Source organism: Chamaesiphon sp. VAR_69_metabat_338 (assembly GCF_031423935.1).
In the GTDB taxonomy this organism is placed as follows: Bacteria; Cyanobacteriota; Cyanobacteriia; order Cyanobacteriales; family Chamaesiphonaceae; genus Chamaesiphon.
The window spans coordinates 1-13,945 of record NZ_JANPGM010000208.1 but is presented as its reverse complement, the minus strand read 5'-3'; the positions used below and the strand labels follow the sequence as shown (position 1 = coordinate 13,945).

General features: G+C 46.9%; 14 protein-coding genes. 3 read left to right on the top strand and 11 right to left on the bottom strand.

Annotated features, from left to right (window positions below; genetic code table 11):
* Nucleotides 1-185: 185 nt before the first annotated feature.
* Nucleotides 186-779, top strand: a complete 594-nt coding sequence (locus RMO84_RS06110; RefSeq protein WP_310487586.1) for a cytochrome b/b6 domain-containing protein — start codon at nucleotides 186-188, stop codon at nucleotides 777-779.
* Between the two features lie 78 nt (nucleotides 780-857).
* Entirely contained in the window at nucleotides 858-1,559 is a 702-nt protein-coding gene (locus RMO84_RS06105) for a molybdopterin-dependent oxidoreductase (RefSeq protein WP_310487585.1), read from the top strand.
* Here the strand turns inward: RMO84_RS06105 and RMO84_RS06100 are convergent.
* The 6 genes from RMO84_RS06100 to RMO84_RS06075 all read right to left on the bottom strand — a co-directional run bounded on the left by RMO84_RS06100 (nucleotide 1,554) and on the right by RMO84_RS06075 (nucleotide 6,600).
* Nucleotides 1,554-1,940, bottom strand: a complete 387-nt coding sequence (locus RMO84_RS06100; RefSeq protein ID WP_310487584.1) for a hypothetical protein — start codon at nucleotides 1,938-1,940, stop codon at nucleotides 1,554-1,556. The genes RMO84_RS06105 and RMO84_RS06100 overlap by 6 nt on opposite strands.
* Before the next feature lie 267 nt (nucleotides 1,941-2,207).
* Complete coding sequence (locus RMO84_RS06095; protein WP_310487583.1) at nucleotides 2,208-2,453, bottom strand: DUF4351 domain-containing protein; 246 nt, start codon at nucleotides 2,451-2,453, stop codon at nucleotides 2,208-2,210.
* A gap of 110 nt (nucleotides 2,454-2,563) precedes the next feature.
* Nucleotides 2,564-2,764: a hypothetical protein gene (locus RMO84_RS06090; RefSeq protein WP_310487582.1), complete on the bottom strand. Its 201-nt coding sequence runs from the start codon at nucleotides 2,762-2,764 to the stop codon at nucleotides 2,564-2,566.
* 117 nt (nucleotides 2,765-2,881) lie between these two features.
* Entirely contained in the window at nucleotides 2,882-5,452 is a 2,571-nt protein-coding gene (locus tag RMO84_RS06085; RefSeq protein WP_310487581.1) for a polynucleotide kinase-phosphatase, read from the bottom strand.
* An 86-nt stretch (nucleotides 5,453-5,538) separates the two neighbouring features.
* A complete protein-coding gene (locus RMO84_RS06080; RefSeq protein ID WP_310487580.1) occupies nucleotides 5,539-6,123 on the bottom strand; it encodes a PIN domain-containing protein in 585 nt (194 codons plus the stop codon).
* A 9-nt stretch (nucleotides 6,124-6,132) separates the two neighbouring features.
* A complete protein-coding gene (locus tag RMO84_RS06075; RefSeq protein ID WP_310487579.1) occupies nucleotides 6,133-6,600 on the bottom strand; it encodes a helix-turn-helix domain-containing protein in 468 nt (155 codons plus the stop codon).
* Nucleotides 6,601-6,751: 151 nt separating this feature from the next.
* Here RMO84_RS06075 and RMO84_RS06070 point away from each other — a divergent pair, with 151 nt between their 5' ends.
* The gene (locus tag RMO84_RS06070; RefSeq protein ID WP_310487578.1) at nucleotides 6,752-8,542 is read left to right on the top strand and encodes a bifunctional serine/threonine-protein kinase/formylglycine-generating enzyme family protein; all 1,791 of its coding nucleotides are present in this window, start codon (nucleotides 6,752-6,754) and stop codon (nucleotides 8,540-8,542) included.
* 58 nt (nucleotides 8,543-8,600) lie between these two features.
* Here RMO84_RS06070 and RMO84_RS06065 read toward each other — a convergent pair whose 3' ends face one another.
* The 5 genes from RMO84_RS06065 to RMO84_RS06045 form a co-directional block, all read right to left on the bottom strand.
* Nucleotides 8,601-9,089 carry a DUF4079 domain-containing protein gene (locus RMO84_RS06065; protein WP_310487577.1) on the bottom strand — a complete coding sequence of 163 codons (489 nt, stop codon included), beginning with the start codon at nucleotides 9,087-9,089 and terminating at the stop codon, nucleotides 8,601-8,603.
* A 214-nt stretch (nucleotides 9,090-9,303) separates the two neighbouring features.
* On the bottom strand, nucleotides 9,304-9,768 hold the full coding sequence (locus tag RMO84_RS06060) for a TspO/MBR family protein (protein WP_310487576.1): 465 nt from the start codon (nucleotides 9,766-9,768) through the stop codon (nucleotides 9,304-9,306).
* A 246-nt stretch (nucleotides 9,769-10,014) separates the two neighbouring features.
* A complete protein-coding gene (locus RMO84_RS06055) occupies nucleotides 10,015-10,461 on the bottom strand; it encodes an NADAR family protein (RefSeq protein ID WP_310487575.1) in 447 nt (148 codons plus the stop codon).
* A gap of 197 nt (nucleotides 10,462-10,658) precedes the next feature.
* Entirely contained in the window at nucleotides 10,659-11,987 is a 1,329-nt protein-coding gene (locus tag RMO84_RS06050; RefSeq protein WP_310487574.1) for an HhoA/HhoB/HtrA family serine endopeptidase, read from the bottom strand.
* Between the two features lie 277 nt (nucleotides 11,988-12,264).
* Nucleotides 12,265-13,602, bottom strand: coding sequence for an N-acetylmuramoyl-L-alanine amidase (locus tag RMO84_RS06045; protein WP_310487573.1), 1,338 nt, complete (start codon nucleotides 13,600-13,602; stop codon nucleotides 12,265-12,267).
* Between the last annotated feature and the right edge of the window lie 343 nt (nucleotides 13,603-13,945).

The window sequence follows — 13,945 nt, the reverse complement described above, 5'->3', positions numbered from 1 at the left end:
CTTATGTGTAAACCCACACCAGCTTGCTATATCTCTTATCTACTAGTCACCAATAGCTTCAATGCTTTCAGGCTCGGTCACATCTAGGCACTTAAACTCTACATTCAGACTATGTTAATTCACTGCTACTTGTCCTCGATCGCAGCGGGGAATAGTTGTGGCGATCGATTTTACTAGTTTTAATTATGGCAACACCAAAAAAATCGCCTCCAATTCCTCATCAAAAAATCATTGTCAAGCTATTTCATAGCATCATTATTGTCAGTCTATTATTGATGATTGGTAGCGGACTTCAGATTTATAATGCCACTCCTGTATTTGGTGGCAAAGAAGGTTGGCGATTTCCCGATTTTATGACTTTGGGTGGTTGGTTGGCGGGTGGTAGGGATTGGCACTTTGCCACGATGTGGGTTTTTTCGTTTAACTTGCTAATTTATGGCATCTATATTGGCTTGACAAAACGTTGGCAACGGCGGTTTGTCTCTAGTAGCGATCTGCAAGCACTGAAGGTCGGACAAAATTCTAAGCGCAAAACTTATGCTTGGCATCGGTTGATTTATACGGGTATCATTCCCATTTTACTTTTGGCGATCGCGAGTGGATTGGCGATGTATAAACCAGTGCAGTTAGGCTGGTTGGCAGGTTTATTTGGCAGTTGGCAAACGCTCCGTACCATTCATTTTCTGACAGTCCCGATCGCCTTAATATTTACGATCGTCCATATGCTCATGGGTTTAAAAGTCGGCGGACTGAGAATTTGGCGATCGATGTTTGTTTGAAAATCCAGGATTGAGGTAGGGGCAATTCATGAATTTCCCCTACCTCAATGGAATTCTAACTCCAACTTCCAACTAATTATGAATCCAATGAATCGGCGGCAATTATTACAACTATCTGGTTTCGCGGGGATAGGTTTAGTGCTCGATAGTTGTGGATTGAATCAGTATTCTACTAATATCGGGAATGCGATCGATCCGCTCAATCAACGAGTCGAAGAATTATTACTTAAACCCCAAGCTTTAGCTCGCGAATATCCAGTCAGCGATATCGATCCCAAAGCACTCATCATTAATAGTTTTACCGATGCACCCGAAATCGATCCGACTACTTTTAAACTAATTATCGATGGTGCGGTAAATCAGCCGATGCAATTGAGCATGAGCGATATTAAAAAGTTGCCATTGCGATCGATGGTAATTCAGCATGTCTGCGTTGAAGGTTGGGCGGCGATCGTCCAATGGGGAGGAGTGCGGCTTAGAGATTTAATCGCGCTTGCCCAGCCAAAAAATACCGCTCGGTATGTCTATTTTGAATCTGGGGATGGTTACTATAATAGTTGGGATTTACCTTCGGCACTGCACCCACAAACGCTGTTAGCCTATCAAAAAAATGGTCAGCAGCTACCTGTAGATAATGGAGCACCTTTACGTCTTGCAGCACCGATTAAGCTGGGTTACAAGCAAAGTAAATGGGTGACTAGAGTGACTTTGATCGATCGATTAGCCACCAAGCAGGGCTATTGGGAAGACCAGGGTTATGAATGGTTTGGAGGATTATAACGTATCAGTCGATCGACAATCATGCCGATGCGATCGATAGATACTGGTAATAAATTGATACAATACTCTTTGAGCATTTACTGCTTTTTCTGAGTCCTTAGTTGGGTGAAATAATTCAGAAATCAGCGGTAAAACTTCTGTGTCTAAAGCATCGCGAAATAGGTTTGTCGGTAAGATCAGTTGTGCTGTTTCGCGCAGATCGTGTAGAAATTCTAACTTAAAACTTTCGGGGGTGGATTTGGCGATCGTTAGTGGTCTGACCCAATAGCGAGAGGAGACAGCAATCGTATCGATAACTTCACCAAACAGATGTAAATTATCTAGATCGACACAGACAATTCGATCGGTTTTGAATTCGATTACTGAAGATTTATCGCTCATTCTATTTTTACTGGCTCTAGCGATCGAGTGTGCTGGCGAGTAATCTATATATTCATTTTAACTCTGACTGTCGATCGTGCTGTAAAGCCAGCCGGTGCAAATGGAAATGATTATGGTTTGAATTCCGACGATTGATTTGATTTCCTGAATTGTCGAGTCAGCTTTAGTCGCTGATATTGAAACCAGTTTTAGATGTTACAATCTCCGATCGATAGGTTAGTAATGATGAACTCAAAAACTGATGCAGTGCAAAATCTTAGCCTATTTTCACTCCCAGTGAGCATCAAGCCAACCAATTAGATCTACCATCTGCGCAAAATCTAATAATGCCTCGCCTAAATCCTCCAACTGTGGCAAAGATAGAGACTTAACCTTTGCCTCGACTTCCAACGATACATTATTCCCCATTCGTCGATTTAACTGGCGAAGAACAAGCTCTTGCTGTCCCTTAACTTCACCACGCTCTTCGGCAGCTTGAAGTTTCTCTAAAAATAATGGTGATAACTGCATCATCAACTCTTCCTCCTCTGGCTCCTGAGTCTCTCTAGCCTCCAGTATAACTCTTAAATTTCCCAACCAAGCTAGGGCATCTTGACGACCTAGACTATCGGGTGGAAGTGCTGCTACTTCAGTAATGGCATTCGATTGAACCTTCCTAATAGTCCTAGTTCTGGAATCGATCGAGTCGAGTCATTGGCTTGAAAATAGATATCGATTTCTCTGACTTCAGAACTAATTTTGAAAGAGGTCTGAACTTGTCCGAATGGGGACAATAAGGATTCCAAAAAACCTTTTGCAAATTCATCATGAGGAAATCGAGTCACGAGCGCAGGTTATGTTTTAATCTATAACTATTTTAACTCTTATTGACTAAAAACTATGAGAGGTTCGATATCCCCAACTTCTTGAAGAGAAGTCAGGGATATTTTCTAGACTTCATCTTACAAACGCGGATCGATCGGTTCGCTTTCTAATGCCAACACTCCGAACACGCATTCATGTACCTGCCGTAGCGGCAACTTCGCCACAAACCTTTCTAACGCCTCCACACCCAAAGCAAATTCCCGCAATGCCAGATTGCGTTTGGCACCCAAACCCCGCTGGCGCAGACGCTCTAGATGTTCGGGAAGATCGTATTCGGGCCCATAAATAATCCGTAGATATTCAGATCCGCGTACTTTAACCGCAGGTTGAATTAAACCTCTGCTACCAGAATTGATAAACTGCATCGATTTGACGACCATGCCCTCGCCGCCAGCTTGGGTTAAGGTTTCCCACCATTGGGTGGCGGCGGTGACTGCGGCTTCATCTTGGAGATTGACAATCCGGTGGGTAGTGGCAAGCAGGATCGAGTCTGACTGACAGATTTGGGCGATCTGGTGCATGTGCCAGCGATGATCTTTATCAGTATGTACCGCGCCCTCAGTTGCCATAATATGGAACGGTGCGAGTTTGAAATCCTCGATCGAGTCTACAGTCCAACAGTAGCGACGGTAAGCTTCGACGTATTTATGCGCCATAGTCGATCGAATCTGCAATTTTTCCAGTTGTGGTGCAACGGCGATACCTCTGTCAAAAGCCTGCTGATATAGCTGGGTGGCATAATCTAGAGCATGATTGGCCGCTGCTCCCACGGGCGCATATTGACCGCGTAGCAAGCTTTGTGCTTTGGCAGACCACGGCATCAATTCGCAATCCAAGCATACCCAGTCAGTCTCTAGGCGTTGCCAGAAGTCACAGGCAGTTAAAGCATTCCGCACGCGATCGAGAAATGCGGTTTCTAGTTGCGAATCGTTAAAAAATCTGCGTCCCGTGCGGGCATAACAGATGCCGATACCTTCACCCGTAATTCCAAATCGTTTTTCGACGGCGGCTTCATCTTGACAGATAATTAATACCGCCCGCGAACCCATGTGTTTCTCTTCGCAGACAACTTCATCAATGCCCATCATCCGATAATAATCGAAGGCTTCGGTAGGATATTCGAGATATCCTGACAGCTTGGAAGTTGCCACTGGTGACATCGTGGGCGGTAGATAAATCAGCCACTTGGGATTGGCAGCAAAGCGGCTCATTACTTCTAGAGCGGCGATCGATCGATCAGCCTGAATGGCAATATTTGCTTGCAGACGAGTATTAATAAACCGCTTGCCCAAGACATCGGCGATGTCTAAGATATCATCATCTGCTTGTTGGGCGGTGCGTTCGTTTTTACTCTCATCCAACGGTCGGATCGGTTCGTAATAGACCCGCGCGGCTGGGACTTGGACGATCTCGCGTTCGGGATATTTCAACGCTGTTAATTTACCACCAAAGACGCAGCCAGTATCGATATCGAGCGTATTATTGAGCCATTCTGCTTCGAGAACGGGTACGTGTCCGTAAACTACGGTCGCCGCGCCGCGATACTCCCGCGCCCAGTTCGCGCGGACGGGTAAGCCATATTCGTCGATCTCACCCGTGGTTTCGCCATACATGGCAAAAGAGCGGACGTGACCGGAAGTGCGTCCTTGTAGCTCCTCCTTGAGGCCAGCATGAGCGATAACCAGCTTGCCATCATCGAAGATATAGTGACTAATCAGCGAGTCGATAAATTTCGCTAGTTGAGCACGAAATTCAGTCTGAAGCGGTTCGGGCAAAGCTTCAATTTCGGCGACGGTCAGCTCTAAGCCATGATTGAGTTTGACGTTTTTACCGCGTAAATAACGCAGCAATTTAAACTCGTGATTGCCACAGACGCACAGGGCACTTCCCGCCGCCACCATATTACGGGCGAGTTTAATCGAGTCGAGATTGCGGATCCCTCGATCGACCAAATCACCGACAAACATCACCTGTCGTCCGCTAGGATGTTTATAGGTGGGGAAGTCCCAGCAAGGCTGCTGTGGTTCTTGATGCGCGACATAACCTAACTGTGTGAGTAATATTTCTAATTCGTCACAGCAACCATGAATATCACCGATGATATCGAATGGGCCATGTTCGGTTTTGCGATTATTCCAGAGCGGTTGCCGATCGATTTCGACGTTATTAATTTCTTCGACATTCGATAGAATATGCACGTATCGAAATTCACGATCGAGATGCCGCAGCGACTTCTTCATGTTCTCGGTATGCCGCTTGACGACATGAATACCGAAGTCGCGATTCTCCCGCTGTTGATTGCGATCGTGACACAATTGGGCGGGTAAATTAAAGACGATCGCGACGGCAAAGCAATGATAATCTTTGGCTAATTGTAATAATGGTTTGCGATCTTCGGGCTTGACATTCGTGGCATCCACCACCGTCAATTTGCCACCTTTGAGCCGTTTGGCCACAATATAATGCAGCAATTCAAAGGCATCGGTAGTCGCCGCCTGATTGGTTTCATCATCACAAACGATCGATCGACAGTAATCGGATGAGATGATTTCGGTACCTAGAAAATGTTTGCGCGCGAAGGACGATTTTCCCGAACCGGATGCACCGATGAGGACGACTAAAGACAGTTCGGGGATGTTTAGTTTCATATTTTTTAATCTCAAGCCTCATGCCGTTGACGTAGATCGGGAATAAAGAGCATTTGCTACGCCAACAATTTACATTAACCTAGTATTCAACTCGATCGCCACCCATTGTAACCGAGCTGACGCAGCAGCTTAGTGGAATTTGGTAATCCTTGATTAAGTAGTATTTCTAGATATTCTTCAACCGATTTTGGTGGATTCTTCAATCTCTGGCGACAAGCTTCCGCACTTGCTAACACAACGGCAGAGTTAAGATCGATCGAGTCGCTAATAAATCGATCCGGATGCTGTGCTTCGATTTCAAACTTATCTAAAATGGCAGCGGGAAAGTCTTTCAGATTAAAGGTAATAATATAGTTAGCTTGAGATGAGATCGCGGCGGCGAGAACGTGTCGATCGTCAGGATCTGGCAACTCCAAGCTATCGATAATATCCTCATAGCCAGATACCAGCGCATCATCCACAGCAGCATTCATCATCAACCTAGTGCGATTTAGTTGTGACATAGTGAGATCGGGACGATTCTTGAGCACGTTGCGCGTCCATTCATCATGAATTCTATCTGTCCAACGTGCCTGGAATAATCCCGTGAGAGCTAATTGCATCAACAAGTCTCGCAAAGGAGCCGGATAGAGAACGCAGGCATCGTAAATAACCGTAAAATTAGCATCCATTGGGCGTAACTAATATCCCATATTTAATTCCTGTGCCTGTGCAGCAAGTTCGTCGAGAGCTGCTGATTGTCGTCGATAGCTTTGCTGCTTATATGCCATTAGATCGGTATATAATACCCGTCGATGTTTACCGACCTTACGATGGGAAATCTCACCCTTTTCTATGAGTTTAATCAGATAAGGACGAGAAACATTCAGTAAATTAGCAGCTTCTTGAGTAGTAAGTTCGGCATGGATTGGGTTGAGTGCGATCGCATCTCCAGCAGCAATGTGCTTTAGAATCTCAACTAGTAGATGCATCGCGGTGGCGGGAATGACTACTTCTCGTTCCTGGCCATTGGCATCTGTGACTTTGAGGACTTGAGTAGTTTGCCCAGCGTCGAGGTAAGTTGCTAGGGTGCGACTACTTTCCGCAGATAGCTCGATCTCGGCTGCGGTCGGTAGGCTAGAAATATCGTAATTTGTTACCAGTGTCATCGTTTTGATGTTTGCCCATCATAAGACAATAGATATCTTAAATATACAAAACAAACGAAGCAAACGCAATCAAAATCGTCAGACTGAATGGGCATAATCACCTCACCGATCGATAAATTCACTCCCAATCCATTCCCGCATCGATCTTGTCATGAGCTATTGCTTCAACCCCGTCTGTCCCGCTCCAGCACAAAATAGCCCCGATACCAACTTCTGTCTGTCTTGTGGAGCGCAATTATTCCTTAAAGATCGCTATCGCGCCCAGCAGCTACTCGGACGGGGTGGCTTTGGCAGAACTTTTAAAGCGATAGATGAATATCGATCGCATAAACCACTGTGTGCTATCAAACAGTTTTCCTTCGATAATCGCGATCTCAAAATTAAACAGACTGCCCTCGATCTATTTTATGAAGAAGCCAAACATTTGAAGACATTGGGCAAACATGCACAGATTCCCGAACTTCTCGATCGCTTCGATCTGGATGGTCAACCATATTTAGTTCAACAGTTTGTCGATGGGCAAAATTTGCAACAGGAAGTAGCGACAAATGGGCGGTTCGATCGACATCAAATTCGCGAATTATTATTATCTTTACTCCCAGTTTTAGACTTCTTACATCACCAGTCACCACCGATTATTCACCGCGATCTCAAACCTGCAAATATCATCCGGCGATCGAGCGATTGCGAGTTAGTTTTAGTCGATTTTGGTGCGGCTAAACAAGCGACTCAAACGATGTTAGCCAAAACGGGAACGGTCATCGGCAGCCCCGAATACGTTGCACCCGAACAAGTGCGAGGCAAGCCAGCATTTGCTAGCGATATCTATAGTTTAGGGGTAACTTGTATTTATTTACTGACTCAAGTTTCACCTTTCGACCTGTTCGATTTGAGTCAAGATGCTTGGGTGTGGCGCGATTATTTGGTCGATAATCAAGTGGACGAACAGCTCGGCCAAGTATTGGATAAAATGATTGTCAATTCGCTTTCCCAACGCTATCGATCGGCAGCAGAGGTCTTAGCTGCTCTGGAGATCGATCGCAAAACAGTAATAATCAATGGGGTGCGAGACGATCTCGATATTGATATTCAGCGACAAAGATCGATCGCCTCCGTTACCAAATCCACTCAAACTGCCACTCTCGTCCTCCACTCTTTTGGCTTTGAAACTGCCAAAGTAGCGATCGTTAATTCATTCTGGGGCGGCAATAAAACTGTTGTCAAAAAATCTCCAGGCATTGCCTCTCGCTACATCCAAAATTTGGGTGGTGGGGTCAAATTACAGATGGTGAATATTCCAGCAAGGACTTTTCTGATGGGTGCGCCAAAACTAGAAGAAGGCAGCAGCGATTATCAGCGACCCCAGCATCGGGTGCATGTACCAGCATTTTACATGGGCAAATGTCCGGTCACACAAGCGCAGTATGAAGCGGTGATGGGTGCTCGACCTTCGTATTTTCAGGGTGGCGATCGACCAGTGGAGACGGTATCCTGGCATGATGCGATCGAGTTCTGTCAGAAACTATCCCAATTGACCGATCGACACTACCGTTTACCTTCTGAAGCAGAATGGGAATATGCTTGCCGCGCGGGGACAAAGACAGCATTTTACTATGGCGAGACAATCGATGGAGCCGTCGCAAATTATCGGAGCGAAGAAACCACCGTTGTTGGGATTTATCCAGCCAATGCTTATGGGCTATATGACATGCACGGCAACATCCTCGAATGGTGCGCGGATAAATATCATGGAAATTACATCGATGCGCCGACAGATGGCAGTGCGTGGGCGCATGGAGGTAATTCTGCATATGTCCTACGCGGTGGTTCTTGGTATAGCAAGCCGAGTTATTGTCGCAGTGCAGCGCGGATGTATTATCAGCCTGATTATCGCTGCGCTTATTTTGGGTTTAGGGTCGCGTGCGTACCGAAAAAACAATAGGGGCAATTCGTGAATTGCCCCTATTGTTTTTTTGGCAGGATCGATGAGTTGAAATGGTTTAGATCGATAAGCCCAATTTCAAGCCCATCAACGCGTGAACGACCATCAATACCAAAATCGTGCTGCCAAAATAAGCATGGACTTTCCGCAGTTCGGGTTTGTCACCACCGAAGCCAGTAAACGAGATCAGACTATTAATTGCTAGGAAGATTAAAACGACACTACCAGTCAAAAAGTGGGGACTCGCCATCACCGCATGTTTTTGGATGACTAATGATAAGATCCCACCAGTGGCACCGATCGCCATCATGGCAAACATTACCGGCATAATTTTGCGATGCTCTCCCTTACTTTCGATCGCCGCTTTGGGATCGCTAGCTGTTAGGATGCGCCCTTTCCAACCAACATAAGCACCATAGCCACCCATCACAAACATCACGATACTCATAAAGAACGGATGCCCCCAATGAGTCAGCAGTTCGGGCAGATTGAGAGCGCGAAATTGACTAGCTAGCGGTTCTAATAATTGTGATAACTGTTCGCCCACGATCTCTGTAATATCCTTGGTGTAGAATTGTTTCGATCGCTATTGTACTAGGGGTTAGGGGATAGAGGTTAGGGAATAGGGGATAGGGGATATAAGTAGATCGATTGAAGCAGTGTAGATACCTAATGTCTGACTAACATTCTTAAACCCATTTCAGATCGAATTTATCCAATCTCGATCTGCTCCCTAATCCCTATCCCCTAATCCCTATCCCCTAATTCAACCCTTCCATCACCCAAGTCACATAAGTCCCAATCGGACTCCAAAGCAGGTAGGGTATCAATAGAAATGTCGCCGTACTCGAAACGGGATATACCAAGATCGTCAGAATTAGCCCTAAAACCCAGCCTGCGGCACCGACGATCGTGCCAGCACGAAGATTCTTAAACCAAAACATTGAAGGCGTATAGAGCATAATTGCCACCTCTAACAGCAGATATCCAGCCATCAAGCCCCAGGGTGGATTTTTACTCGGTGCTGCTTCCCACACATTGTAAGCCGACCACACGCCACAGATTAGAATGACCGTCCAAATAACTGGAATTAGCCCCTCGAATGTCAGCCAAGCCGGACGACGTTGGCGATTGAACCAGCGATATCCTTCGGGCGTATTCAGTCGCCCCAGCCCAAACGCCACTGCTACCGCCACGATGCCGATTACTAGCCAGGATTTTATCATTAGGGGGTAGAGGGTAGAGGGTAGATGGTAGATGGTAGCGACCGAAATCGCGCTGTAGACGAGCGAAGCGAGACGTGTCGCTAGACGGTTCCCTCAGCATGCGTTGCGGTCAAGACAGAGGGTAGAGATTTGTTTAGATAGCCATACCCTAAATTCACAAAATCAATTGACGGATAAAAGCGATGAAATCGGCGCAGTCAAAGCTAAAGAGCGTTTAACTCACAATTAATTATCAATTATCAACTATCAATTATCAATTAATTTTAACTTCTCTCTGACCCGCATTAAAGTCAATCCGAGTTGATTGCGACCACTACCATCTTTGCCGCAGCCCCAATAATAGTCGTGGGGTGCATTTTCGACGATCTCTTCATCGCCTGTCCCGAGTAAAATTTCGCGGATATCGAGGTGAACTTGAAATTTGCACGACACGACTTTGAACATGATTTCGTCTTTAACCTGTTCCCAATCGCTGCGCAGGGGCAAACTGCGTTTGCGACCCAAAACGGCGGCATCTTTGGGACTATTAACCGATCGAATTTGTTCGAGGTAGGGCGTACCGACAAATTTTTGGGCTTGGAAATAGTGTTCGGTGGTATTCCACCACAATTTATCCATCACAAATCCATGTTTGGAAAAGTTGGAAAAGCAACCATAGAGTGGTTCTCGATCGGTGTAGAAGTAAATTGTCAAAGTTGGGAGTTGGGAGTTGCGGCTCGCGCTCGTCGGGTTCCCCGACGGTATAGCGAGACAAGACAGGGAGCGGGGCGAACATCAGGGGACCCAGGAGGGGCACCCCTACACAATTAACCTGTAGGGGTGCCCCTCGTGGGTACCCTAGATCTCAGCTATTACTAGTAACTCACAAATAGGCGATCGCCAACCGCATCTTAGGGAGATTCTTGGCTATCGGCGATCGGTGGTGCGGCGACAGGAGTAACGTTAAGATCCACATCTTGGCCGTTGCGACGGATGCGGATGGGGATGCTACTACCAATCTTAGTTGTTTCGATCGCTTGTTGGACTTGGTTGGAATTTTGGACAGCTTTGCCGTTGACGCTAGTAATAATATCCCCAGTTTTGATGCCAGCAGATGCGGCGGGTGAATTGCGGACGACGCGAGCGATCAGGGTACCTTTGTCGGTATCGAGCTTGAGATTGGCGTTGGGATCGCTATTGACTTGGTTCTTGAGTTCGGGCGTCAGATTAATCATCTGCACGCCGAGGAAGGGGTGATCGACTTTGCCATTGGCAATTAATTGATTCGCAATCCGTTGGGCGGTATTGATGGGAATGGCAAAGCCCAAGCCTTGGGTACCGCGCAGAATGGCCGTATTCATGCCGATAACGCGTCCGCTGGCATCGAGCAGGGGGCCGCCGGAGTTACCAGGATTGATCGCAGCATCGGTTTGGATGTAGTTGACGCGTTTGTCCGCCGCGCCGATTTCGCTGCCAGTGCGCCCGGTACCACTGATAATCCCCGCTGTGACGGTATTATCCAACCCGAGCGGATTGCCGATCGCGATCGCCCATTCCCCTGGTTTGATTTTCTCAGAATCTCCAACTTGAATCGTGGGCAGATTTTTATCGGCGATCTCGACGACGGCAACGTCTGTTACCCGATCGATCCCTCGGACTTTACCCGCGATCGTCCGGCCATCTTTGAGGGTGACAGTCACTTTGGTTGCGCCAGAAACAACGTGAGCGTTGGTCATAATTTGACCCGTACTGCCATTGCTGCTGACGATAAACCCAGATCCCGTACCCTGTCTGATTTGGCGTTCGGTCGCTCCCGAGCCTTGTTGTGGTGCCCGGTTGCCAAAAAACCGCCGTAAGTATGGATTGTCGGTTTCATCCGTGCCTGAATCGACGGCTACTGTGGTTGAGGCGTTGATTCTGACAACAGCAGGGCCGACTTTATCGACAACTTGGGTAATAAAGTTCGTATTGGCACTAGCCAAGATACTCTTGCTGCTAGCAATGCTGGGATTGGCGACAGCCGGAGATTCAAGCGTCGATTTTTGCAGTGGTTCTTCTTTGGCCGCCAAGTAGCCGAACGAGCAACTGGCGATCGTACTCAACAATAACAAGGACAGATATTTACTGCCTTGATGCAATGCTTTCAAGCTATTATTTCGTAACGATTGACTAGTTTTATTGTGTGGTGCTGTAACTTCCGATCGATCTTCAATGGGTGAGTTTTCTTGGGATTCTGACATACAAATCACACCTATACGATTCTTGTAGCAATCTCAGCTAACTAGCTCTGTTTGGCTAAACTAGAGCCGATTTTCGTAGGCTCCTCACTTCTAAATTATATCTTAGAAGTTTAGCTGATAGTTTTGACGCAGTTGGATGTGATTTGTTGCCGATCGCCTGTAATCTGCCGCTGCTGCCCAGACTGCCGATCGTGATGCCAGCTAAGATGCGATGGTAAGACTCGATCGGACTACGTTCGCAGCTAGATTTGAGCCAAAGATTGGCTCGCTCTCACTCCTAAAAGATCCCCGCCGTCTCGTACAAGCGTCTTAATACAGCAGCAATTTTAATCGTATATTGGCTATCTGCCGACCATCGGCCATTTAGCTGGCGCATGGTAGGTGCGACGCCACGTTTGACGAGTTCAAATCTGGGGGCGACACATTCTTGGACTAGCAGATCGTTACTGGCATAAGCTTTGAGCTGTTGGATGTGGGCGCGAATTCCCAGGCGGAGATTGGGGAATTTTGCCCACTCGGACTGCCTATCGCCTAAGCTGGCAAAATTATTAAATTCGGGCGAGATCGCACCGCCAAAATGCAAAAAGCGGGTTTCTAGACACATTTGGGCAAAGGCGAGATCGTAATTGACGCCTTCGGCTTTAGCTTCTTCGAGATAGATCTGGGTGAGGTTGGGAAACTGTTCCAATGCCTCTTGGCTATTGGCAGCCAGAAAGTCATTGAGCTGAGCGACGGTTGTATGCCCCGCGCACATAATCCGATCGAAATCTTCGGTATTAAAGGCGTGTTTGGAGCGAATATTGTAGATCTTGCCGATTTCGGAGACGATCGAGATACCCAGATCGCGCAATTCGATCGCTTTGACATAAACGATGCCGCGATAGCGAATCCGGCGCATTTGGGGATTGAGAGCCAGATTGACCCCCAAACGATCGGCTAGATCGATCGGGATATGCACGTTGCCATCGATCGAGATCCCCGATTCGGGATAGGACTCCCCATTGACTTTAAGATGGACGGTGATGGTGTGATTGCCGCTGGTGGCTTGCATCTGGGCATCGCGGCTCCAGGTAACTAAACCATCGGCAATCCCCAGAGCAATTTCGCGGCGATAAGCTTGGATCTTCTGGCGATCGTCGCTATCGAGTTTAAAGCCAATTTCCATTAATAATGATGGAATCGTCAACCGCCGACAAAAGGATAAACTCCCCGTACCCGTAACTGTATCTGGTTTGGCTCCAAGGCTGGGCAGATCGGGGACGCGACTGGAAAAAGCCAACAACAGCATCTGTGCGTGATTTTTGCGCTCGCCGTTTTTGGCAATATAAAAAGTACTCACCCCCCTAGTCTGAGATTGCGCGTAGGCATCGGCATGTATCCCCAAGGCGATATCTCCTGGTTTAGCACGCTTATCGATCCAGTCGATGCTTAATCTAGGGTTGTCGAAATCAGGTACAGCCACCACTTCAAAGCTCCGATTCCGCAATTCTGGGACGATTAAATCGCGCAGGAACACCATTTCCCTAGCTTCATTTGGCGCACTGCCGATCGTTTCGGGATCGGCGGCGGCACCATCATAGCCACCGTAGATCGCACAGATAAAAATCCTTCCCATGAAAATTGCTCTCCTTGCCAATTAGTTATTTAACGATCTCAGACGTGCGGCGATTACTTATTTATAATAGATTTGAATATTAATTAGGTTTTAACTAGATTGGCAATGGCATTGATGCTCGCGGATACATATCTAGATTGAGTGTTGAATTGCTGTTATTTTAGTTACAGTTTTTCAGTCTTTACTGTTGCCGATCGTAACTTATGGAGCGAGCGATCTCCTTGGGACATTTGGCGGTATCGCCGATCTTTTCAGCCTTCCGGCTGAACGCTGAACTATTCTAGTGCTGTTCTCGGCTATTTGTCGCGATAGCCAAACAGAGTGCCTACGATTGAAATCGTGG